This is a genomic window from Thalassospira sp. CH_XMU1458, assembly GCF_037027205.1.
Classification (GTDB): domain Bacteria; phylum Pseudomonadota; class Alphaproteobacteria; order Rhodospirillales; family Thalassospiraceae; genus Thalassospira; species Thalassospira tepidiphila.
This window is the reverse complement of record NZ_JAYMDW010000002.1, coordinates 861,835-884,232: the sequence shown is the minus strand read 5'-3', so window position 1 is coordinate 884,232 and position 22,398 is coordinate 861,835. Positions and strand designations below refer to the sequence as shown.

Below are 22,398 nucleotides of genomic sequence, written 5' to 3'. Positions count from 1 at the left end.
GCCCGGGCACAAGCATCGGGCGTTTTTGTTTGTAACTTCGCGCAAGCAATCAGTACTGACGCAGCAGCCCGACCAGACGGCCCTGAATGCGCACGCGATCTGGCGACAGGGCGCGGGTTTCATAGCGTGCGTTGGCCGGTTCCAGCAGAACTTCACCACGTCCGCGTTTCAGGCGCTTAAGCGTGGCTTCGCTGTCATCGACGAGTGCCACCACAATCGTTCCGTCATGGGCCTGTTCACAGCGCTGGATCAGGACGGTATCGCCATCAAGAATGCCGGCATCAATCATCGAATCCCCCGATACTTCAAGGGCATAGTGATCACCGGCACCAAGCAGGGCGGCCGGGACCTGCACCATGGTCGTTTGATCGCGAAGGGCCTCGATCGGTGTACCGGCAGCAATCCGGCCATAGAGCGGCAAACCAACGGATTCCCCGGCTTCCGAGAAGGCGGTTGGCACCGTGGTTGGTCGATGCGCGGCCTTTCGCACACTGGCAAGCGAGGTCACATTGTTTGGCGTTTCCGGGGCGTCATCATCGCTGTTTTCCGGAAGTCTGACGACCTCAAGCGCGCGTGCACGGTGCGCAAGGCGGCGGATAAAGCCGCGTTCCTCGAGGCCTGTGATCAGGCGGTGAATGCCGGATTTGGATTTAAGGTTCAGGGCCTCTTTCATTTCATCGAAAGAGGGCGAAATCCCGTGATCGCGAAGGTAATTGTCTATATAGACCAGCAACTCATATTGCTTGCGCGTCAGCATGTTATTTCCCGAACCTGTAAAAAGAACAAAAAGGATACACAGATGTTCTACTTTAGTTCTTTTCGCGGGTCAAGCGGCTCTGTGCGATTTGACGGAAAAACCGAATAATCGCCGTGATCCTTCAAAAAATATGAATAGTAGGCGGTCCGCAGTGACAGGAAGCTAGTCCGCGACGAAGGTACCCGATTTGCCACCTTCTTTTCGGGTGACCCGCAAATCGGTAATCCTCATACTTTTATCAACCGCCTTGCACATGTCAAAAACCGTGAGTGCTGCGACCGAGGCAGCGGTGAGGGCTTCCATCTCGACACCGGTCTTGCCGGTTGTCTTGCAGGTGGCGGTGATATCGACGGCATCGGCATCGTTGGCCAGTTCGAGATCCACGGTGACAGAAGTCAGGGGCAGGGGATGACAAAGCGGGATCAGGTCAGGGGTCTTTTTCGCCCCCATGATCCCGGCAAGCTGGGCGATGCCAAGAACATCCCCCTTTTTATGGCCGCGCGCCGCAATCAGCTTTGCCGTTTCGGAAGACATCAGAACCCGGGCCTTGGCAATCGCAATGCGTGCGGTTTCTGCCTTGGCCGAAATATCGACCATCACCGCGTTGCCACCGGCATCAATATGGGAAAGCTTGTCTGCCATTGGTTCTGTCCAGTATTGATCAGGCCGCAAGGCCAAGCAGTTTGCGGGTGGCGGTTGCGACGTCGTCCTGGCGCATCAGGCTTTCGCCGATCAGGAAACACTCAGCGCCGACCTTTGCCATGCGTGCAAGGTCATCAGGGGTAAACAGGCCGCTTTCAGCCACCAGCAACCGGTCATCGCCGACCATGCTTGCCAGTTCCTCGGTCGTGGTGAGCGAGATTTCCATGGTTTTGAGGTTGCGGTTATTAATGCCCACAAGGCGCGATTTGAGTTTCAGCGCGCGTTCGAGTTCCGGGGCGTTGTGCACCTCGATCAAAACATCCATGCCAAGGCTGTGCGCGGCATCTTCAAGCTCAGAAGCCAAGCTATCTTCAAGGGCTGCCATGATCAGAAGGATGCAATCGGCACCAAGCGCACGTGCCTCGGTTATCTGGTAGGGATCAACCATGAAATCCTTGCGAAGGGCCGGAAGATCGACCGCCGCACGGGCCGCGACCAGATAGCTGTCATCGCCCTGGAAATAGGGGATGTCGGTCAGAACCGACAGGCAGCTTGCCCCGCCAGCCTTATAGGCCTTGGCGAGTTCCGGCGGATTGAAGTCCGGGCGGATCAGCCCCTTGGACGGGGATGCCTTTTTGATTTCGGCAATCAGGCCATAACGGCCATCGGCAACACTGGTTTCAAGGGCCTTGATAAAACCACGCGGGGCTGATTGTGCCTTTGCCTCGGCCTCGAGGGTGGCAAGCGTCTTGCGCGCCTTGCAGGCCGCAACGTGATCGCGTTTGTCGTTGCAGATTTTGGCTAGTACGTCGCTCACGCCGGGGTTCCTTCATTGGTAATCTTCACAAGCCCTTGCAGGGTTTCAGCAGCCTTGCCGCTATCAATGGCGTCTGCGGCCTTTTTGATGCCATCAGACAGATCGCTGGCAATGCCGGTGACCACAAGTGCCGCGCCAGCATTCATCAGAACGATGTCGCGGTACGGGCTTTTCTTGGCGGCCAGAAGGTCGGTAATCGCCCTGGCATTGACATCGGCATCACCACCCTTGAGGTCGTCAAGCGTTACGGTTTCAAGGCCGAAATCACTTGGGCTGATTTCAAATGTGGTGACCTTGCCGTTCTTGACCTCGGCAACGTAAGTCGGGCCGGTGGTCGAGATTTCATCAAGGCCGCTGTGACCATGAACAACCCATGCATGCACCGATCCCAGACGGTTCAATACATTGGCAATCGGTTCGACCCACTGTTTGGCAAAGACACCCAGAACCTGACGTTTGGTCTTGGCCGGGTTGGCCAGCGGTCCCAGCAGGTTGAAGATGGTGCGCGTGCCCATTTCAACGCGGGTCGGCATGACATGGCGCATCGCCGAATGGTGGCGCGTTGCCATCATGAAGCAAAGATTGATTTCGCGAAGCGCCTTTTCCAGAAGCTTCATGTCGGCATCAAGATTGACACCAAGCGCCATCAAAACATCGGCCGAACCGGATTTGGATGATGCGGCGCGGTTGCCGTGCTTGGCAACGGTGGCACCCGCGGCGGCCGCCACAATCGCAGCCCCGGTCGAGATATTATAGGTGCCACTGCCATCACCACCGGTGCCGCAGGTATCGACCGCATTTTCCGGGGCAATGATGCCGGTTGCCTTTTCACGCATGACACGGGCGGCACCGGTGATTTCATCAACGGTTTCGCCACGAATGCGCAAGCCCATCAGGAAAGCCCCCATCTGCGATGGTGTCGCCTGACCGGACATCAGCACATTAAAGGCCGCCTCGGCCGCGCTTTCGGTCAGTTTTTCGCCATCTGCGACTTTGGCCAGAATTGGCTTCAGATCATGATCAGTCGACATCGGGTCTTCCTTGGTTTGCGGTCCGGTGCGGGTTCGGCATGGGCCTAAGCACCGGTATAGTCGATAAAATTCTTAAGCAAGGCGTGGCCATGTTCCGAAGCGATGCTTTCGGGGTGGAACTGGACACCATGAATTTGATGGGTTTTGTGACGCACGCCCATAATAAGACCATCTCCGCTTTCGGCCGTTATTTCAAGGCTGTCGGGCAAAGTTTCGCGTTCAATCACCAGCGAGTGATAGCGTGTGGCCTCAAACGGGCTGGGCAGGCCTTTAAAAACGCTGGTGCCGGAATGCTTCATTGCGTCAGTCTTGCCATGCATGCATTCGGGCGCACGGATCACCTTGCCGCCAAAGGCCTGACCGATCGATTGATGACCCAGACAGACGCCAAGCAATTTGACCTTGCCCGCGGCAGCCTTGATCAGATCAAGGCAGATACCGGCACGTTCCGGATCGCAAGGACCGGGCGAAATCACAATGCCTTCGGGATTGAGCGCCATGGCCGCATCCACAGTAATCTCATCATTGCGGCGCACTTCGACCTCGGGGCCGAGTTCGCGCAGATAGTGCCACAGATTGAATGTGAAACTGTCGTAATTGTCGATGAGGAGATACATCGTCGGATGGGCCTGTGTACATTAAGGTCGGCAGAGAATAAACGCCCTTGTCGCTACGTCAAGCAGAAGCAGAGCAAGGGTTTTTCGCGATCTAAATGCACGTTGGTGCTCGGTCGTTAATGTTCTTTAACCGGGTGCTAACCAGAACTGTTTTAAAAACGTGAAAACACAAACCGACTTGTTCGGTATATAATCACCATATGGGAAGGGGCCGAACCGTGTGTTTGGCCGCTACGAGCATCCCAGCCAACGAATACTGGAGACCACAGCGTGGCACGCCGGGCAACCCGGGCACCGACCGCCAAACGTAAGAAGGCGGCACCCAAGAAATCCACTCGTAAAATGACCGCCCCGAAAAAGAAATCGGGTGGCATTGGTCGCCTGATGCTGGGCGGGGCCTTTGTCGCGGGTACGCTGTCGGCCATTATTGCCGTTGGCAGCATGCTTGAACTTGATCGCGCGTCCGATGAATTTGGCCGCGCAGCGGATCAAAGCGCACCGAATTATGCCCTGGCCGAGCCGGAGCCGACCCCGAAGCTTCGCAAGGATTACAAGCTCTCGGAAAATGCCAATGTTTCCGAGCGTGGACGCACCGGATATCTTGTCGGAGAAAATAGTGAAACCACCCGATCCACCGGACAAGGCGGGCAGGGACTGACGGACTTTGTGCCAGCACCGGCCGCACGCAAACCGGCCCAGGGTGGGGAGATCCTTCCTGGCGATAGTGGCAATGATGTGCCGGTTGCAACCGTTGGCCCGACAAATCAGCCGTGGCAGAAATATGCCGCGCTGACACAGGACACCGGCGACAAGCCGGTGATTGCGATTGTGATTGATGATGCCGGCCTTGATCAGCCGCGTACCGCCAAGACGGTCGATCTTCCGGGGCCGATCACGATTTCATATCTGCCCTATGCCCGTGATTTGCAGGCGCAGGTCAATGCCGCGCGCAAGGCTGGCCATGAAGTGATGCTGCATATGCCGATGGAACCGTCATCCGCATCGGTTGATCCGGGGCCGCATGCGTTGCTGTCAAGCTATGACCGCCAGACCATCCTGAACGAGATGTCCTGGATGCTGGATCGTTTTGATGGCTATGTCGGTGTGAACAATCACATGGGCAGCAAATTTACCGCCGATCCCGAACGCATGCGTGTTGTCATGGAAGTCATGAAGTCACGCGGCCTGATGTTCCTTGATAGCCGGACCAGCGCAGACTCGGTCGGCTATTCCACGGCAAGCAGCTTTGGCGTCCCGGCAATCACACGTGATATTTTTATTGATGATGCCGATGATGCGGCCAAGATTGCCGATATGTTGGCCCGCACCGAAAATGTCGCCCGCAAGCAGGGCTTTGCCATCGCAATCGGTCATCCACGTGACCTGACGCTTGGTGCGCTTAACAAATGGATCCCTGAAATACAGGCCAAGGGTTTTGTGCTTGTGCCGATTACCGATGTGCTGCGCCGGTCGATGCGAAGTGTGACGGGCTAACTCAATAAGATCGTCATTCCCACGAAGGTGGGAATCCAAGACTATTGCAACGTTGTATGGATTCCGGGTCTACGCTTTGCTTCGCCCGGAATGACGATTTTCACATTTGGTATGGTTTGTTGCCGTCAGGCGAAGCGATGCGCTTCGCGGGCGGCGGCCATAAGGGCGCCGGCCTTGTTCTGGCATTCTTTGTGTTCAAGTTCCGGTTTGCTGTCGACGACGACACCGGCACCGGCCTGAATGTGGATTTTTTCGTCCTTGATGATGGCGGTGCGGAGCGCAATGCAGGTATCCATCGAACCATCGGCCGAGATGTAGCCGATGCACCCGGCATAGATGCCACGCCGAACCGATTCCAGTTCATCAATGATTTCCATGGCGCGAACTTTTGGGGCACCTGATACGGTTCCGGCCGGGAAGCCGGCCTTGAGCGCGTCCATGGCGTCGTATTTGGTTTCGTCAATCTGACCGACCACGTTCGAGACGATATGCATGACGTGGGAATAGTATTCGATCTGTTCGCGGTCGGTGACGCGCACTGTGCCCGGTTTGGAGACACGCCCGACATCATTGCGGCCGAGATCGAGCAACATCAGATGTTCGGAGCGTTCCTTGGGATCATCGAGCAGGTCTTGCGCCATGACTTTGTCGTCATCAGGCGTTTTGCCGCGACGACGGGTTCCGGCAATCGGGCGAATGGTGACTTCGCCGTCGCGGAGCCGCACCAGAATTTCCGGGCTGGCACCGACGACCTGAAAACCGCCGATATCGAGATAGAACATGAAGGGTGACGGGTTAATGCGACGCAAAGCCCGGTAAAAGGCAAAGGGCGGGAGCTGATAGGGCAGCGTATAGCGTTGCGACAGCACGACCTGAAAGATGTCGCCGGCGCGGATATAGTCCTTGGCCTTTTCGACCATCTCGTGGAAACCGGCCTCGGTAACGCTGACCGCAGGCTCAGGCAGGGTATCGGGTACGGATTTGGAGCGGCGGTCGATAAACAGATTGCGCTGGAACTGCTGGACCACGTCATTAAGCCGCGCGCAGGCCAGATCATAGGCCGCATCAGCCGAAATGCCTTTTTCCGGGCGCACGGGCGTCACCACGGTTACCGTGTCTTCGATGGTATCAAAACTTGCCGTCACGGTCGGGCGGATGAAGATGCCATCGGGTACATCAAGTTCGTCCTTGTTGCTGTCGGGCAGCTTTTCCATCAGACGCACAGTGTCATAGCCCATATAGCCGACCAGACCGGCACTCATGGGTGGCAGGTTGTCAGGCAGTTCGATATGGCTTTCGGCGATCAGTTTCTTGAGACTGTCAAGCGGGGCGTCAGGCTCGGCCACAAAGGCATCGGCATCGGCCATCACACGGCGATTGAGTTCGGCCTTGTTGCCGAAACAGCGCCAGATCAGGTCGGGTTTGAGCCCGAGGAAGGAATAACGCCCGCGGACCGATCCGCCTTCAACAGATTCAAGCAAATAGGTGTTTGGCATGCCTTCGGCGATCTTGAGAAAGGCCGAGACCGGCGTATCAAGATCGGCGGTCAGCGAGGTCCAGAGAACCTGCGAAATGCCGTTGTCGTAGTTTTGCTTGAAACTGGTGAAATCCGGTTTGATTTCCATGATCTGTCCGATGGTTGGGCTTGGTCGGTTTGGCGATGGCGTCTTTGAGATAGAAAAAGGGCGACCGGATTTTCCGGTCGCCCCTGGATGCGTATCAGTTTGCAGCGGTCGGCTGATAAAGCTCGTTGATAACGCTGTTATTGACGCTGACCGAGATTTCCTCGTTCAGGTAGTTGAGATACTGCGCAAGGATATCCTCGTTAAGGGCTTCCTTGAGCTCGTCATTTACCGGTGCGGCATCGGCGGTGTTGATGTCGGCGGCCTGAATTTCGTCAAGCTTGACGATCATGACGTCTTCGCCGGTCTGGACGGCTTTGGCCTTGCCGTCTTCAAGGGTGAAGAGGGCCGCGGCAACCGCCGGGTTGACGTCATCTGCAAGACCACGGCCGGTACGGCGGGTCAGGCCGGTTTCACGAACATCTGCCCCGTCTTCGGAGGCGAGAGTTGCAAGATCAGCACCGGACGTATTGATGTTGCCAGCCAGTTCTTCGGCCTTTTCCATCATCAGGCGTTGGCGTTCTTCGGCGGTCCATGCGGCAACAACTTCGTCGCGGACTTCGTCAAACGGACGCAGGGCCGACGGGGTTACGTTTTCAACACGGACGACATAACGCGTGCCCGAAGCGGTTTCTTCAAGGAAGCTTTCCTCGCCGTTTTCGAGCTCGAAGATTTTGGCGTTGATTTCGTCTGCGCCGTCAACGTTCTGACCTGCAAGGCCTTCGCCGCGGACGATGCCGTCAAGCTTGTAGGTCTTTGCACCAACATCGCGTGCGGCGTCTTCGATCGGGGTGCCGGCACCGAGTTCTTCGTCAAAGGTGGCCGCCAGATCATAGATGGCGTCTTCGGCTTTGAACTGTTTGAGGCCGTCAACAATGATGTCGCGGACTTCATCAAGGCTCTGCGTGCTGCCCGGGGTGATCGACGGAACACGGATGATGTGCCAGCCAAGGGCGGTTTCAATCGGCTCGGAGATGCCGCCTTCGTCAAGCGAGAAGGTCGCATCGCGGAGATCGGGCAGGATGTCATTTGCGGTGAACTGGCCAAGTTTGACCATGGCTTCGTCCATGTTCGCGTCTTCTTTGGCAACCGTCATGAAGTCGGCACCTTCCGTCAGGCGTTTATAGGCTTCACGGGCGGTCTGTTCTTCGTTCGGCGAAAACAGGATTTGTTCGACGGTGCGTTTTTCCGGGGTCTGGAATTCCGGTTCACGCTGTGCATAGGACTCAGCGATTTCTTCGTCGGTTACGGTGACGGTCGAAATCAGGTCAGCGGCACTCAGCGTTGCAAGGGTGACTTTGCGGCTTTCCGGTGCGGTGAACTGGGCCGCGTTTTCTTCGTGATAGGCACGAAGGGTCGCGTCATCAGCCGGTTCGATGTCGGAAAACGCATCCTTGTTAAGTGTAAAGAACGAACCGCTGCGCTGTTCGTTGCGGTAAGCGACGATCTGGCGCGCCATGATGTCTGGCACCGTTGCCGGGGTGGTCAGGCTGCTGACGACCTGCTGGCTCATCATGTCGCCACGGACACCGTTGATGAATTCGTTTTCGGTGTAGCCAGCCTGATACAGGGCTTGCAGGAAGCGATCACGGCTGAACTGGCCGGTGGTCGGGTCCTTGAAGCTGTCAGACGAGAAGATCTGATCACGGACGGCTTCGTCGCTGATGCCGATACCGATGTTTTTGGCATCTTCACGCAGGATCTTCTGGGATACGAGCGACTGCACCGTATTGTTCAGAAGGCCCATCTGAATGGCCTGCTGCTGGTTGAAGTTCGGTCCGAACATGTTTTGCATATTCTGCACGCTACGCTGGAAGGCGCGATCCAGTTCGACCGGGGTGATCCGTTGGCTGCCGATTTCGGCAACTTCACGCGAGGTGCCCAGATTGAGCATCGATGCGTTCAGGCCCCAGATCACGAAGCTCAGTGCAATCACGCCAAAGATAATCTTGGCGAAGATTGATTTCGAAAATGTGCGAATGCCAGCAAGCATATGATAAGCCTAACAATCCGTGGTTTGACGCCAAAATCAGACTTTGACGTCGTTTCATTATGGTCGCCCGGACGACGCGATAGACGAAAAGGCCCGAGCAAATTTGCCGCGCATCTTAATGGCGAGTGTTATCAGCGGCAACAGGCGATTGTATAGAAGATGACTGCAATCACATCCTAAATACGTGATCGGGCGTTTTCGGGTACTTGGCCCCGCTGGCATGGCATGCTAAAACCCGCGTCGAAACAGGTCCTGTAACAAATCGTATCAACCGCAAACCGGTTGTTATGGTCTTGAAACTAAGGACACTACAAAGACGAAATGTGAACCTGATCAGCACGAGGTAGCTCCCATGACCCAACGCCGTCCCCTGATTGCCGGAAACTGGAAAATGAACTGTTTGCGTGCAGACGGTCTTGCGCTGGCATCAAGCCTGGCGGCAAAGGCGTCTGAAAAAGGGGCGCTTGGTTGCGATATTCTTGTCTGTCCGCCGGCAACGCTTTTGTCCGAGGCGGTTGGTGTGACCAAGGGAAGTGCGGTTGCCGTCGGTGGGCAGGATTGCCATGCGGCGATTTCAGGCGCGCATACCGGTGATCTGGCGGCCCCGATGCTGGCCGATATTGGCGCACAATATGTTCTGGTCGGTCATTCCGAACGCCGTGCTGATCACGGGGAAAGTTCGACCGACATTCGCAAAAAGGCGATTGCGGCCCATGATGCCGGTCTGATCGCGGTGGTATGCGTTGGCGAGACCGAGGAAGAGCGCGATCTTGGTGCGACGTTGCCAGTGGTGAACGGGCAGGTGGCGGTATCGCTTCCCGATGGGGCGACGGCGAAAAACACGGTTGTTGCCTATGAGCCGGTCTGGGCGATTGGCACGGGCCGGACTGCCAGTGTCGAAGAAGTGGCCGAAGTGCATGCTGCGATCCGTGCAGGTCTGATGGCACGGTTTGAGGATGGTGATCAGTTCCGAATTCTGTATGGTGGTTCGGTCAAGCCGTCGAATGCCAAGGAATTGATGGCTGTCGAAGATGTCGATGGTGCACTTGTCGGCGGGGCCAGCCTTAAGGTTGAAGATTTCTGGCAGATTATTGAATCTTGTGCCTGACCGACTGCGGAGCAGATTTTGTTTAATATGGTCTAGCCAACAGCCATAAAACGCGTTAAATACGCATCAAATTTATGCCCGATCCGGGCCGAATTGCGTTTGGATCGGTTGATTAGGACAAGAGTTTCGACACCATGCAAACAGTCATTCTGGTAATCCACCTTCTTCTTGCGCTCGGCTTGATCGCTGTGATTCTCGTGCAGCGCAGCGAGGGCGGTGGGCTTGGTATCGGCGGTAACAGCGGCGGCGGAGGCGGCGGCGGTGGTTTCGGCGTGATGAGCTCACGCGGCGCTGCGAACCTGCTGACCCGTACTACTGCTATTCTGGCAGGCGCATTCATGATCACCAGCATCATTCTTGCCCTTCAGTCGAATACCCACACCCAGCCGGCTTCGATCCTTGATCAGGCGCCGGAACCGGCCCCCGCGGTCACCGAGCCCGCCGAGGACACCGGTCCCGCGGCCCCGACCCGATAAACAAATTAACCGACGACCTGAGGCGGCAAACTTGCCGCCTCAATTTTTGATTGTTGAATTCCCCGGTTCGTGATGCACTGAATGGCATCGAACCGAGGCTTTGTGCTTTGAGATGAGGCCAAGATAATGACTCGTTTTATCTTTATTACCGGTGGCGTGGTTTCCTCGCTGGGCAAAGGTCTGGCTTCCGCTGCTTTGGGGGCATCCCTGCAGGCACGCGGCTTTACAGTTCGTCTGCGTAAACTTGATCCGTATATCAACGTCGATCCGGGCACCATGAGCCCGTACCAGCATGGCGAATGCTATGTGACCGAAGACGGTGCGGAGACCGACCTTGATCTTGGCCACTATGAACGTTTCACCGGCGTATCATCGCGCCGGTCTGACAACGTTACCACCGGTCGTATCTATTCCAACGTGATCGCGCGTGAACGTCGCGGCGATTACCTTGGCGGGACTGTGCAGGTCATTCCGCACATCACCGATGCGATCAAGGAATTCGTCATGTCGGATGCGACCGAGGATTTTGTCCTGGTCGAAATCGGTGGCACGGTGGGCGATATCGAAAGTCTTCCGTTCCTTGAAGCCATCCGTCAGATGGGCAACGACCTTGGCGATGGTCGGGCGCTGTTCATGCACCTGACGCTTGTTCCTTATATTTCGTCTGCCGGGGAGCTTAAAACCAAGCCGACCCAGCACTCGGTCAAGGAACTGCAGAGTGTTGGTATTCAGCCAGATATTCTTCTGTGCCGTTGCGATCGTGAAATTCCGATCAATGAACGCCGCAAGATTGCGCGTTTCTGTAACGTCCGTGAAGCGGCGGTTATTCCGGCCTATGACGTTGACAACATCTATCAGGTGCCGATCAGCTATCACCAGTATGGTCTGGATAACGAAGTGCTGTATCACTTCGGCCTGCAGGCGCAGGAACCGGATCTGCAGCCATGGGAAGATATTTGTAACACCATCCGCAATCCGGAAGGTGAGGTCACCATCGGCATCGTTGGCAAATACATCCAGCTTCCCGATGCCTATAAGTCGCTGACCGAAGCCCTGACCCATGGCGGCATCGCCAACAAGGTGCGCGTCAAACTGGAATGGATTGCGTCTGACGAGCTGGAAAAAGAAGGCAACGTCAACGAAATCCTGTCCAAGCTTGATGCGATCATGGTGCCGGGCGGCTTTGGCGAACGTGGCACCGAAGGCAAGATTGCTGCGGCCCGCTATGCACGTGAAAACAAGGTTCCGTATTTCGGGATTTGCTTTGGCATGCAGATGGCGGTTCTGGAAGCGGCGCGTAACCTTGCCGGGCTCAAGGATGCGTCCTCGTCCGAATTTGGCCCAACCAAGACGCCGCTTGTCGGTCTGATGACCGAATGGGCGAAAGATGGGGGCTCGGTCGAGCGTCGTTCTGATGACGATGACCTTGGCGGCACCATGCGTCTGGGCAACTACGAGTGCAAGCTTGTTGATGGCACCCGTGCGCGCGAGATTTATGGCAGCGAAACCGTTCTTGAACGTCACCGCCATCGTTATGAGGTGAACGTCAACTTCATGGGCCAGCTTGAAGAGAAGGGGCTTAAGTTCTCGGGGCTGTCGCCGGATGGTCGTTTGCCGGAAATCGTCGAATATCCGGATCATCCGTGGTTCATCGGCGTTCAGTTCCACCCGGAACTGCGGTCGCGTCCGCTGGATCCGCATCCGCTGTTTGTTTCCTTTATCAAGGCCGCCAAAGAGCGCAGCCGTCTGGTGTAATCGCGCCTGTCGGACTATTTGACAGCAACAGACACGTGATCGACAGAAAGTCAGTGCAATGACCGAAATTAAAACCGTCAAAGTCGGCAATATCGAAATCGCCAACGACAAGCCGTTTGCCGTTCTGGCAGGCCCGTGCGCGATCGAAAGCCGTCAGCACGCGCTCGAGATGGCCACAGCCCTTAAGGAACTGTCCGAACGGCTTGGCATCGGGCTTGTTTATAAAAGCTCGTTTGACAAGGCCAACCGGACCAGCACCACGTCCAAACGCGGTGTCGGCCTTAAGGAAGGTCTCGATATCCTGGCCGAGGTCAAGGAAGTCACCGGGCTTCCGATTGTGACCGACGTGCATTTGCCTGATCAGTGTGCGGCGGTGGCCGAGGTTGCCGATATCCTGCAGATCCCGGCATTCCTGTGCCGTCAGGCCGATCTGTTGCAGGCGGCTGGCAAAACGGGCCGTGCGGTCAATGTCAAAAAGGGTCAGTTCCTGGCCCCTTGGGACATGGTCAATGTGGCCAATAACCTGGCTGCGACCGGCAATGAAAACATCATGCTCTGTGACCGTGGGACCAGCTTTGGCTATAACACGCTTGTCACGGACTTCCGCGGACTTCCCACCATGGCCCGTCAGGGCTATCCGGTTGTCTTCGATGCCACCCATTCGGTTCAGCAGCCGGGCGGACAGGGCACCTCGTCAGGTGGCCAGCGCGAATTCGCGCCAGTTCTGGCCCGTGCGGCCGTTTCGGTTGGTATCGCAGCACTGTTTATCGAAACCCACGATAACCCGGCGACGGCCATTTCCGATGGCCCGAACCAAATCCCGTTGAACAAGCTTCCCGAAGTTCTTTCGGTTCTGATGGAACTGGACAAGGTGGCAAAAGCCAATCCGGTTCGTCTGGATATGTTTGACGCGTAAATAACAAATGCCGCCAGCACGTGATTGGCGGCATTCTTTTTTGCTGTAACCTGCATGCCTGATGGTCAGGTATGGTTCCTACCAGTGAGGAGAACGTTTCTGTCATGACCGCTATTATCGATATTCGCGGCCGCGAAATCCTTGACAGCCGTGGTAACCCGACGGTCGAAGTTGATGTCACCCTGGAAAATGGCGCCTTTGGTCGTGCTGCCGTTCCTTCGGGCGCATCCACCGGTGCACACGAAGCCGTCGAACTGCGCGACAAGGAAGACCGTTACCTTGGCAAAGGTGTTACCAAGGCGGTTGCATCCGTAAATGGTGAAATCTTTGAAGCGCTGGCTGGCATGGATGCCGAAGACCAGCTTGCCGTCGACAATGTCATGATCGACCTTGATGGCACCGAAAACAAAGGCCGTCTGGGCGCAAACGCCATTCTGGGCGTGTCGCTGGCAACGGCCAAGGCCGCTGCCGAAGATGCCGGTCTTCCGCTTTATCGTTATGTCGGTGGGTCGTTTGCCCGCACTTTGCCGGTGCCGATGATGAACATCATCAATGGCGGCGAGCATGCCGACAACCCGATTGACGTTCAGGAATTCATGATCATGCCGGTTTCGGCCGAGACCTGCTCGGACGCGATCCGCATGGGTGCGGAAATCTTCCACAACCTGAAAAAGGCATTGTCGGCAGATGGTCTGAACACCAACGTTGGTGACGAGGGCGGCTTTGCGCCGAACATCGCATCGACCGAGGCTGCCATCAGCTATGTCATGAAGTCGATCGAGGCTGCTGGCTATCGTCCGGAAGAAGACGTTGTGCTGGCGCTTGATGCGGCATCGACCGAGTTCTTCAAGGACGGCAAATACGTTCTGGCCGGCGAGGGCAAGTCGCTTGATCCGAGCCAGATGGTCAAATACTGGGCCGACCTTGTGGGCAAATACCCGATCTTCTCCATCGAAGACGGCATGGCCGAAGACGATTGGGATGGTTGGGCAGAACTGACGGCCGCCATCGGTGCCAAGACCCAGCTTGTTGGTGATGACCTGTTTGTCACCAACCCGAAACGTCTGGCAGATGGCATCAAAAAGGGCGTTGCCAACTCGATCCTGGTCAAGGTCAACCAGATCGGCACACTTTCGGAAACCCTGGAAGCCGTCGAGATGGCACACCGTGCCGGTTACACCGCTGTGATGTCGCACCGTTCGGGCGAGACCGAAGATGCAACCATTGCCGATCTTGCGGTTGCCACCAACTGTGGTCAGATCAAAACCGGTTCGCTGTCGCGTTCTGACCGTATGGCAAAATACAATCAGCTGATCCGCATCGAGGAACTTCTTGATGCCGGTGCACACTTCCCGGGTCGTTCGATCCTGAAGTAAGGGCTGCTGATATTTCGACTGCGTAACAGGCCGCTTCCCGATCCGGAGGCGGCCTGTTTTGTATGGGCGCCAAGTGATAAATTCGAATATCAGGATTAGTGAATTGAGCGTAATCGCGCAGCTTTGCGCAGATTGCTTAACTCTATTTTTACCCAGATATGCGTATGGTAATGGGTAATCTTGCCGGTTTTCCCGACTTGTCCGATGGTAAATCATTGTCAGACAAGCGAAATAACGTATGTGGTTTTTACGTTATGCGGCCGGAACGAGATATTTGGTCATCACGTCGCACAGATGTGCAAGGGGCATAAGGTAAATGTCGTCCAGTTCACCGGTCATTCTTCGCCTGAAACAGGCTGTCGCACCGGTAATCGCATTTACCGTGATGGCGTATTTCATCTTTCATAGTGTCGAAGGCGAACGCGGGCTTTTGAATTACTGGTCGATGCAAGACCGCGTCAGCCAGATCACCCAGGTTCTTGAAGAAACGACCGAGCGTCGCAAGTTGCTTGAACAGCATGTGCTTTCGCTGCGTGCCAGCCACCTTGATCCGGATCTGCTTGATGAGCGGGCGCGTGCGATGCTGAATGCTGCCCATCCCGACGATGTGATCATCTTCCACCATGATGGCTATAGCGATGTCATCACGGCTGCGGCTGCCGACGCCAACTGAGCCTGTGCCTGATGCCTGCTTTGAGTGGGCGAGGTATCTGGTGCGAGAGAATCCGCTGGCGGCACAATCGTATTTCCCTGCGTAAAATGGCTCTGTACTGTTGACCAGATCACAGTTTGACAGAAATTTTGGGTTGTGAATTGTGTTCAGCAATAATCGCAAACGGGTAAGTCGTTGTTTAAACTGACTTCTGGTTTAGGGCGCTATTTTGCCAAACCAAGTAGAGGTCATTGATATACAATGCATTCTTCCGGTTGTTTTCCGTTTTGCGCTGCTATGCGGTATTATCCCCGCGAAAGCATAGCATTTGTGACGCAGGGGAATTAACGAGTTTTAAAGCAGGCGTCCAAGGTGCTGAAAATCCTGCAACTCTGTAAAAACGCGTAAACTCAAAGATTAACTGAAATCAGGTTTATTTGTGATTGTGCGTTGCAAAACAACAGTTTAATCGAGGTTAGATTGCTTGCCCTTGTGGTCTGTTTTCGGTAGTCATTTCGGTGGTCCAGTACCGAATTAAGCACTCATACATGATGCTTAAGCGATAGCCATCCACCGGGAGGAAACATGGCGACCACACCAAAACGCAAACGCGGCACGACGCGCGCCGACAATCAGGCGAGCAGTGACGATCTCCTCAAATATTACCGTGAAATGCTTCTGATCCGTCGCTTTGAAGAAAAAGCCGGTCAGCTGTATGGCATGGGTCTCATTGGCGGTTTCTGCCACCTTTATATCGGGCAAGAAGCCGTTGTTGTCGGCATGCAGGCCGCCGCATCGAACGAAGATGGTGTTATCACCAGTTATCGCGATCACGGACATATGCTTGCAACCGGCATGGATGCCGCCGGTGTGATGGCCGAACTGACGGGCCGCGAAGGCGGGTATTCCCGCGGTAAAGGCGGCTCGATGCACATGTTCTCCAAGGAAAAGAATTTCTATGGTGGTCATGGTATCGTGGGTGCGCAGGTTCCGCTCGGAACCGGTATTGCCTTTAGCTACAAATACCGTGGCGAAAACAAGGTTTGCATGACCTATCTCGGTGACGGTGCCGTCAACCAGGGCCAGGTCTATGAAGCATTCAACATGGCAGCCCTTTGGCAGCTTCCGGTGATTTACTGCATCGAGAACAACCAGTATGCGATGGGCACCTCGACCCAGCGTCACTCGTCGAGCCCTGACCTGTATGAACGCGGCAAGGCCTATGGCATTCCCGGTGAACAGGTTGATGGCATGGACGTTCTGGCGGTCAAGGCTGCTGGTGAGCGTGCTGTGGAACATTGCCGTTCAGGCAAGGGGCCTTATATCCTTGAGCTGAAAACCTATCGCTATCGCGGGCATTCCATGTCCGACCCGGCGAAATACCGTACCAAGGACGAGCTCGACAAAATGCGTAAAGAGCACGATCCGATTGATATGGTCAAAAAACTCCTGATCGACGGCGACATCATTGATGAATCCGGTCTGAAAGACATCGACAAGGAAGTTAAAGCCGAAGTCGCAAAAGCGGCCGAGTTCGCGCAGAACAGCCCGGAACCGGATGTTTCCGAACTGTTTACCGACATTCTGATCGACGCGTGATCGCAAGCTCTGCGAACCGCTTTTGAACGATATTTCCCGGGAGAGAGGGAACAATGCCGATTGAAGTTTTGATGCCGGCCCTGTCGCCGACCATGACCGAAGGCACACTTGCCAAATGGAACGTCAAGGAAGGCGACACTGTCGCATCCGGTGACGTGATCGCAGAAATCGAAACCGACAAAGCCACGATGGAAGTCGAGGCCGTAGACGAGGGAACCATTGGTAAGCTCGTTATCGAAGCCGGTACCGAGAATGTCGCGGTCAATCAGGTGATTGCCTATATCCTTGAAGAAGACGAAGACGCGTCCGCACTTGATAACGTGTCTGCGTCCTCTGAACCCAAGAAAGACGCTGCACCGGCAAAAGAAGAAGAATCTTCCAAGGAAGAATCATCTGACAAAGCCCCGGCATCGGCATCTTCGAATGCTGCACCGGTTTCTGCCAGTGGTGCGATTGAACGTTCTGATGCTGAGCCGCGCGCAATGAGCGTGATGAACGCGACCCAGGACGAAAAGACCTATACCAGCTTTAAAACCCAGACCGTTCGTGAAGCCTTGCGCGATGCAATGGCCGAAGAAATGCGTTCTGACGAAAACGTCTTCGTCATGGGTGAAGAAGTTGCGCAGTATCAGGGTGCCTACAAGGTTACCCAGGGTCTTTTGGATGAATTCGGTGACAAGCGCGTGATCGATACCCCGATCACCGAGCATGGTTTCACCGGCCTTGCAACCGGTTCGGCCTTTATGGGTCTTAAGCCGGTTCTGGAATTCATGACCTTTAACTTCGCAATGCAGGCGATTGACCAGATCATCAACTCTGCTGCGAAGACGCTGTACATGTCTGGTGGCCAGCTTGGTTGCCCGATCGTATTCCGTGGCCCGAACGGTGCCGCATCGCGCGTCGGTGCCCAGCACTCGCAGTGCTATGCATCCTGGTATGCACATTGCCCGGGTCTCAAGGTTGTTGCACCGTGGTCGGCCGCAGATGCCAAAGGCCTTCTGAAGGCGGCTATTCGTGACCCGAACCCGATTGTCTTCCTTGAAAACGAAATCATGTACGGTCAGAGCTTTGAAGTGCCTGACGACGAAGATTTCGTCCTGCCGATTGGTCAGGCCAAGATCGAACGCGAAGGAACCGATGTCACCATCGTTGCCTTCTCGATCATGGTGGGCAAGGCGCTTAAGGCGGCCGAGCAACTGGCAGAGCAGGGCATCTCGGCAGAGGTCATCAACCTGCGCACCATCCGTCCGCTGGATGTGAACACCATCGTGCGTTCGGTCATGAAGACCAACCGTCTGGTGACTGTTGAGGAAGGCTGGCACTTCTCGGGTATTGGTGCGGAAATCGCGTCTGTTGCGATGGAACATGCATTTGATTACCTCGATGCACCGGTTGCCCGTGTAACCGGCGAAGACGTTCCGATGCCGTATGCTGCCAACCTGGAGGCGCTTGCGCTTCCGCAGGACAGCCACATCGTCGCCGCGGCCAAGGCCGTTTGCTATCGCTAAGTAAGACGGACAGGGGCTGGTCGCGGGTTACACCGCGCCGCCCCGTTACCGGGAGAATGCGTTCATGCCTGTAAAAGTATTGATGCCGGCCTTGTCGCCGACCATGACCGAAGGCACCTTGGCGAAATGGCACGTCAAGGAAGGCGACACCGTTGAATCGGGTGACGTCATCGCCGAAATCGAAACCGACAAAGCCACGATGGAAGTCGAAGCCGTCGACGAAGGCAAGATCGGTAAAATCCTTGTTTCTGAAGGCAGCGAAAACGTTGCGGTAAACGAAGTTATCGCGTTGCTGCTTGAGGAAGACGAAGACGAAAGCGCGCTTGAAGGTGCGGACACGTCTGCTGCCAGCACGTCTGGCGGCGGTGAAAGTGCGCCGGCCAAGGACGACGCCAAAGAGGAAAAAGCACCTGCAGCAGCCGAAAAATCGGCTTCTGGTGATGACAAACCGGCACCGGCTGCCCCGGTTTCCGGTGGCAAGCGCATCAAGGCAAGCCCGCTTGCGCGTCGTATTGCCGCCAACGAAGGTGTCGAGCTTTCCGATGTTTCCGGTTCGGGCCCGCGTGGCCGTATCGTGAAACGCGACATCGAAGCGGCTCTGTCGTCGAAACCGGCCGAAAAATCCGCCGCATCCGAAGACAAGAAATCGGCAGATGCACCGGCAGCAGCAAGTGCACCGGCCGCATCTGGCTGGAACCCGGATCTTACCGGTCTTCCGGAATACGAAGAAATTCCGAACAGCGGCATGCGCAAAACCATCGCGCGTCGCCTGACCGAATCCAAGCAGCAGGTTCCGCACTTCTACCTGACGGTGGATTGCGAACTCGACAATCTGTTGGCCACCCGCAAGCAGCTGAATGAAAAGGCGGGAGAGGGTGTCAAGATTTCGGTCAATGATTTCGTCATCCGTGCGGTTTCGCTGGCGCTGAAAAAGGTTCCGGCTGCGAACTCCATCTGGACCGACAAGGCGACCCTGCAGTGCAAGAAACAGGATATCTCGGTGGCGGTTGCCATTGAAGGTGGCCTGATCACGCCGGTTGTTCGTGATGCCGGTTCGAAAGGCCTTGCTGAAATCTCAGGCGAGATGAAGGCACTGGCTGGGAAGGCACGTGACGGCAAACTGAAGCCGGAAGATTATCAGGGCGGGACTTTCTCGGTCTCCAACCTGGGCATGTTCGGCATCAAGGACTTCTCGGCGATTATCAATCCGCCGCAGGGCTGCATCCTTGCAGTTGGTGCGGGTGAACAGCGCCCGGTCGTCAAGGACGGTGCACTGGCAATCGCCACTGTCATGACCTGCACCCTTTCTGTTGACCATCGCGCGGTCGATGGCGCAGTCGGTGCGGAATTCATGGCCGAATTCAAAAAGCTTATTGAAGATCCGCTGAGCATGTTGCTCTAGGGTCCAAAGTTGAGCGGGGGCTTTAGCGAGTCCCCGCAAGCATTTGAATTTAAAAGACCTGTAACTATTAGTGGGCAGGCGAAGGAGATCCTACGATGGCGGATAACAATTTCGACGTAATCGTGATTGGCGCAGGCCCGGGTGGTTATGTAACCGCAATCCGTGCGGCCCAGCTTGGCCTGAAAACGGCAGTTGTCGAACGTGAACATGTTGGCGGTATTTGCCTGAACTGGGGCTGCATCCCGACCAAGGCGCTGCTGCGTTCGGCCGAAGTTTATCGCAACATGCACCACGCAAAGGATTATGGTCTTTCATGTGAAAAGCCGTCCTTTGATCTGGATACGGTGATCCAGCGTTCGCGCGGTGTGTCCAAGCAGCTTGCCGGTGGTGTTGGTCATTTGCTGAAAAAGAACAAGGTGACCGTGATCAACGGTGAAGCCAAGTTTGACGGCCCGAAAAAGATCGTGGTCGAAGGCAAGGACAAGGGTACCTATACCGCGAAGAATTATATCATCGCGACCGGGGCGCGTGCCCGTTCACTGCCGGGTCTTGAGGCCGACGGCAAGGTTGTCTGGGACTACAAAAAGGCGATGACGCCTGACAAGATGCCTAAAAGCCTTGTTGTGGTGGGGTCCGGTGCCATCGGGATCGAGTTTGCCAGCTTCTATCACACCATGGGTGCGGATGTGACCGTGGTGGAAATCATGCCGCAGATCATGCCGGTTGAAGACAAGGAAGTCGCAGGCCTGGCGCAGAAGATGATGACCAAGGACGGGATGAAGATCCTGACCGAAGCCAAGGTCGCGAACCTTAAGCGCAATTCCGATAACGTTGTTGTCACGGTGGAAACCAAGGACGGCAAGAAACAGGAATTGACCGTTGATCGCGTGATTTCGGCTGTTGGTGTGATCGGCAATACCGAAGGTCTTGGTCTTGAAACCACCAAGGTCAAGGTTGATCGCAACGTGATTGACACCGACGAGTATTCGGCAACTGCGGAACCGGGCATCTATGCCATTGGTGACGTTGCTGGTCCGCCGATGCTCGCACATAAGGCCGAGCACGAAGGTGTCATCTGCATTGAAAAGATTGCCGGCGTCAAAGGCGTTCATCCGCTTGATCCGCGCAAGATCCCGGGTTGCACCTATTGCCATCCGCAGGTCGCAAGTGTCGGTCTGACCGAAGCCAAGGCCAAAGATGCCGGTTATGAAGTCAAGGTCGGCAAGTTCCCGTTCATTGGCAATGGCAAGGCGGTTGCCCTTGGCGAGGCCGAAGGTCTGGTCAAGACCGTGTTTGATGCCAAGACCGGTGAATTGCTTGGCGCGCACATGGTTGGTGCCGAAGTGACCGAACTGATCCAGGGCTTTGTGGTTGCGATGGGTCTTGAAACGACCGAGGAAGATCTGATGCATACGGTCTTCCCGCATCCGACGCTTTCAGAAATGATGCATGAGTCGGTCCTTGACGCCTATGGCCGTGCGATCCACTTCTAGAGCTTGAGATATTGTGTCGTGCCGGGCGGACATGCCCGGTATGATCACCTTTTACGAATGTCGGTTTGACAAATGCGCGGCGTGGCGGCAAATTGCCGCCCGTCCAATCCTTCGGAGGTAACTCTATGTCGACGGCGCCCAGCGAACAGAAACCCGTTCGTCACCCGGAAAAACAGAAACGGCCAGATCGCCCATCGGGGCGCAAACCGTCCTGGATCAGGGTCAAGGCTCCGACCTCCAAGGGGTATCAGGAAACCCGCGACCTTGCGCGTGGTCTGAACCTTCATACCGTGTGCGAAGAAGCCGCATGCCCGAATATCGGCGAATGCTGGCAGAAGAAACACGCATCCTTCATGATCATGGGCGATACCTGCACGCGTGCATGTTCGTTCTGTAACGTCAAAACCGGTATGCCGAACGCGCTTGACCCGTTCGAGCCGGAGAATTTGGCGATGGCGGTTGCCGACATGCAGCTTAAGCATGTTGTGATCACGTCTGTTGACCGTGATGATCTGGCCGATGGCGGGGCAGCGCATTTTGCCCGCGTGATTGAGGCGATCCGTCACAAGTCGCCGGAAACCACGATTGAAATCCTGACCCCGGACTTCCGTGACAAGCCGGGTGCGGTTGAAATCGTTGCCAAGGCCCGTCCGGACGTGTTCAACCACAACCTTGAAACCGTGCCGCGGCTTTATACCAATATCCGTCCGGGTGCGCGCTATTACCAGTCGCTGCGTATTCTTGATCGTGTCAAACAGATTGACCCGACGATCTTTACCAAATCCGGCCTGATGGTTGGTCTGGGTGAGGAACGCAAGGAACTTGCACAGGTGATGGATGACCTGCGTGTGGCCGATGTCGACTTCCTGACGATTGGCCAGTATCTGCAGCCGACCCTTAAGCACGAGCCGGTCCACAAGTTTGTGACACCCGATGAATTCAACGAATATGCATCGATGGCACGTGGCAAGGGCTTCTTGATGGTGTCGGCAACGCCGCTAACACGGTCGAGCTATCACGCGGACCGCGATTTCGAGCAGCTCCGTGAAGCGCGCGAGAAGAAGCTGGCGGCTGCGGATGCGGCCAAAGCCAAGGCGGAACAGACCGTAACGGCGGCACAGTAATCCTTTCACCCGTTTA

The 22,398-nt window shown here is 55.8% G+C and carries 19 protein-coding genes; 12 read left to right on the top strand and 7 right to left on the bottom strand.

The genetic code is table 11. The annotated features are described in order from the left end of the window. Window positions 1-49: 49 nt before the first annotated feature. The 5 genes from lexA to WBY09_RS11530 form a co-directional block, all read right to left on the bottom strand. The gene (lexA, locus tag WBY09_RS11550) at window positions 50-757 is read right to left on the bottom strand and encodes a transcriptional repressor LexA (RefSeq protein ID WP_008891187.1); all 708 of its coding nucleotides are present in this window, start codon (window positions 755-757) and stop codon (window positions 50-52) included. Window positions 758-919: 162 nt separating this feature from the next. Next, entirely contained in the window at window positions 920-1,399 is a 480-nt protein-coding gene (gene moaC, locus WBY09_RS11545) for a cyclic pyranopterin monophosphate synthase MoaC (RefSeq protein WP_286790874.1), read from the bottom strand. Window positions 1,400-1,418: 19 nt separating this feature from the next. After that, the gene (gene trpC / locus WBY09_RS11540; protein ID WP_336232764.1) at window positions 1,419-2,216 is read right to left on the bottom strand and encodes an indole-3-glycerol phosphate synthase TrpC; all 798 of its coding nucleotides are present in this window, start codon (window positions 2,214-2,216) and stop codon (window positions 1,419-1,421) included. Continuing rightward, complete coding sequence (trpD, locus tag WBY09_RS11535) at window positions 2,213-3,247, bottom strand: anthranilate phosphoribosyltransferase (protein ID WP_336232763.1); 1,035 nt, start codon at window positions 3,245-3,247, stop codon at window positions 2,213-2,215. The genes trpC and trpD overlap by 4 nt, the downstream gene beginning before the upstream one ends. A gap of 44 nt (window positions 3,248-3,291) precedes the next feature. After that, complete coding sequence (locus WBY09_RS11530) at window positions 3,292-3,864, bottom strand: anthranilate synthase component II (protein ID WP_008891183.1); 573 nt, start codon at window positions 3,862-3,864, stop codon at window positions 3,292-3,294. 270 nt (window positions 3,865-4,134) lie between these two features. On the opposite strand from WBY09_RS11530, the gene WBY09_RS11525 reads away from it, so the two are divergent. Then, window positions 4,135-5,358 carry a divergent polysaccharide deacetylase family protein gene (locus tag WBY09_RS11525; RefSeq protein ID WP_336232762.1) on the top strand — a complete coding sequence of 408 codons (1,224 nt, stop codon included), beginning with the start codon at window positions 4,135-4,137 and terminating at the stop codon, window positions 5,356-5,358. Between the two features lie 125 nt (window positions 5,359-5,483). Here the strand turns inward: WBY09_RS11525 and trpE are convergent, their stop codons facing one another. Further along, a complete protein-coding gene (gene trpE, locus WBY09_RS11520; RefSeq protein ID WP_336232761.1) occupies window positions 5,484-6,983 on the bottom strand; it encodes an anthranilate synthase component I in 1,500 nt (499 codons plus the stop codon). Window positions 6,984-7,077: 94 nt separating this feature from the next. Then, window positions 7,078-8,973, bottom strand: coding sequence for a peptidyl-prolyl cis-trans isomerase (locus tag WBY09_RS11515; protein WP_336232760.1), 1,896 nt, complete (start codon window positions 8,971-8,973; stop codon window positions 7,078-7,080). A gap of 352 nt (window positions 8,974-9,325) precedes the next feature. Between WBY09_RS11515 and tpiA the strand changes: the two genes are divergently transcribed. The 11 genes from tpiA to lipA all read left to right on the top strand — a co-directional run bounded on the left by tpiA (window position 9,326) and on the right by lipA (window position 22,382). Then, on the top strand, window positions 9,326-10,081 hold the full coding sequence (gene tpiA, locus WBY09_RS11510) for a triose-phosphate isomerase (RefSeq protein ID WP_064781475.1): 756 nt from the start codon (window positions 9,326-9,328) through the stop codon (window positions 10,079-10,081). A 134-nt stretch (window positions 10,082-10,215) separates the two neighbouring features. Further along, on the top strand, window positions 10,216-10,557 hold the full coding sequence (gene secG, locus WBY09_RS11505; RefSeq protein WP_008891176.1) for a preprotein translocase subunit SecG: 342 nt from the start codon (window positions 10,216-10,218) through the stop codon (window positions 10,555-10,557). Window positions 10,558-10,683: 126 nt separating this feature from the next. After that, window positions 10,684-12,312 carry a CTP synthase gene (locus tag WBY09_RS11500; protein WP_336232758.1) on the top strand — a complete coding sequence of 543 codons (1,629 nt, stop codon included), beginning with the start codon at window positions 10,684-10,686 and terminating at the stop codon, window positions 12,310-12,312. Between the two features lie 58 nt (window positions 12,313-12,370). Continuing rightward, window positions 12,371-13,228: a 3-deoxy-8-phosphooctulonate synthase gene (gene kdsA / locus WBY09_RS11495; protein ID WP_336232757.1), complete on the top strand. Its 858-nt coding sequence runs from the start codon at window positions 12,371-12,373 to the stop codon at window positions 13,226-13,228. A gap of 104 nt (window positions 13,229-13,332) precedes the next feature. After that, the gene (gene eno / locus WBY09_RS11490) at window positions 13,333-14,604 is read left to right on the top strand and encodes a phosphopyruvate hydratase (RefSeq protein ID WP_008891173.1); all 1,272 of its coding nucleotides are present in this window, start codon (window positions 13,333-13,335) and stop codon (window positions 14,602-14,604) included. Window positions 14,605-14,920: 316 nt separating this feature from the next. Continuing rightward, the gene (locus WBY09_RS11485) at window positions 14,921-15,277 is read left to right on the top strand and encodes an FtsB family cell division protein (RefSeq protein WP_120226001.1); all 357 of its coding nucleotides are present in this window, start codon (window positions 14,921-14,923) and stop codon (window positions 15,275-15,277) included. Window positions 15,278-15,841: 564 nt separating this feature from the next. Next, entirely contained in the window at window positions 15,842-16,855 is a 1,014-nt protein-coding gene (gene pdhA, locus WBY09_RS11480; RefSeq protein WP_064781473.1) for a pyruvate dehydrogenase (acetyl-transferring) E1 component subunit alpha, read from the top strand. Window positions 16,856-16,908: 53 nt separating this feature from the next. Further along, complete coding sequence (locus WBY09_RS11475; protein ID WP_008891170.1) at window positions 16,909-18,363, top strand: pyruvate dehydrogenase complex E1 component subunit beta; 1,455 nt, start codon at window positions 16,909-16,911, stop codon at window positions 18,361-18,363. A gap of 64 nt (window positions 18,364-18,427) precedes the next feature. Further along, window positions 18,428-19,765 (top strand): pyruvate dehydrogenase complex dihydrolipoamide acetyltransferase, encoded by a 1,338-nt coding sequence (locus tag WBY09_RS11470; RefSeq protein WP_120226003.1) that lies wholly within the window; start codon window positions 18,428-18,430, stop codon window positions 19,763-19,765. A 95-nt stretch (window positions 19,766-19,860) separates the two neighbouring features. Then, entirely contained in the window at window positions 19,861-21,258 is a 1,398-nt protein-coding gene (lpdA, locus tag WBY09_RS11465) for a dihydrolipoyl dehydrogenase (protein ID WP_336232756.1), read from the top strand. Between the two features lie 125 nt (window positions 21,259-21,383). Next, window positions 21,384-22,382, top strand: coding sequence for a lipoyl synthase (lipA, locus tag WBY09_RS11460; protein WP_008891167.1), 999 nt, complete (start codon window positions 21,384-21,386; stop codon window positions 22,380-22,382). The last annotated feature ends 16 nt before the right edge of the window (window positions 22,383-22,398 follow it).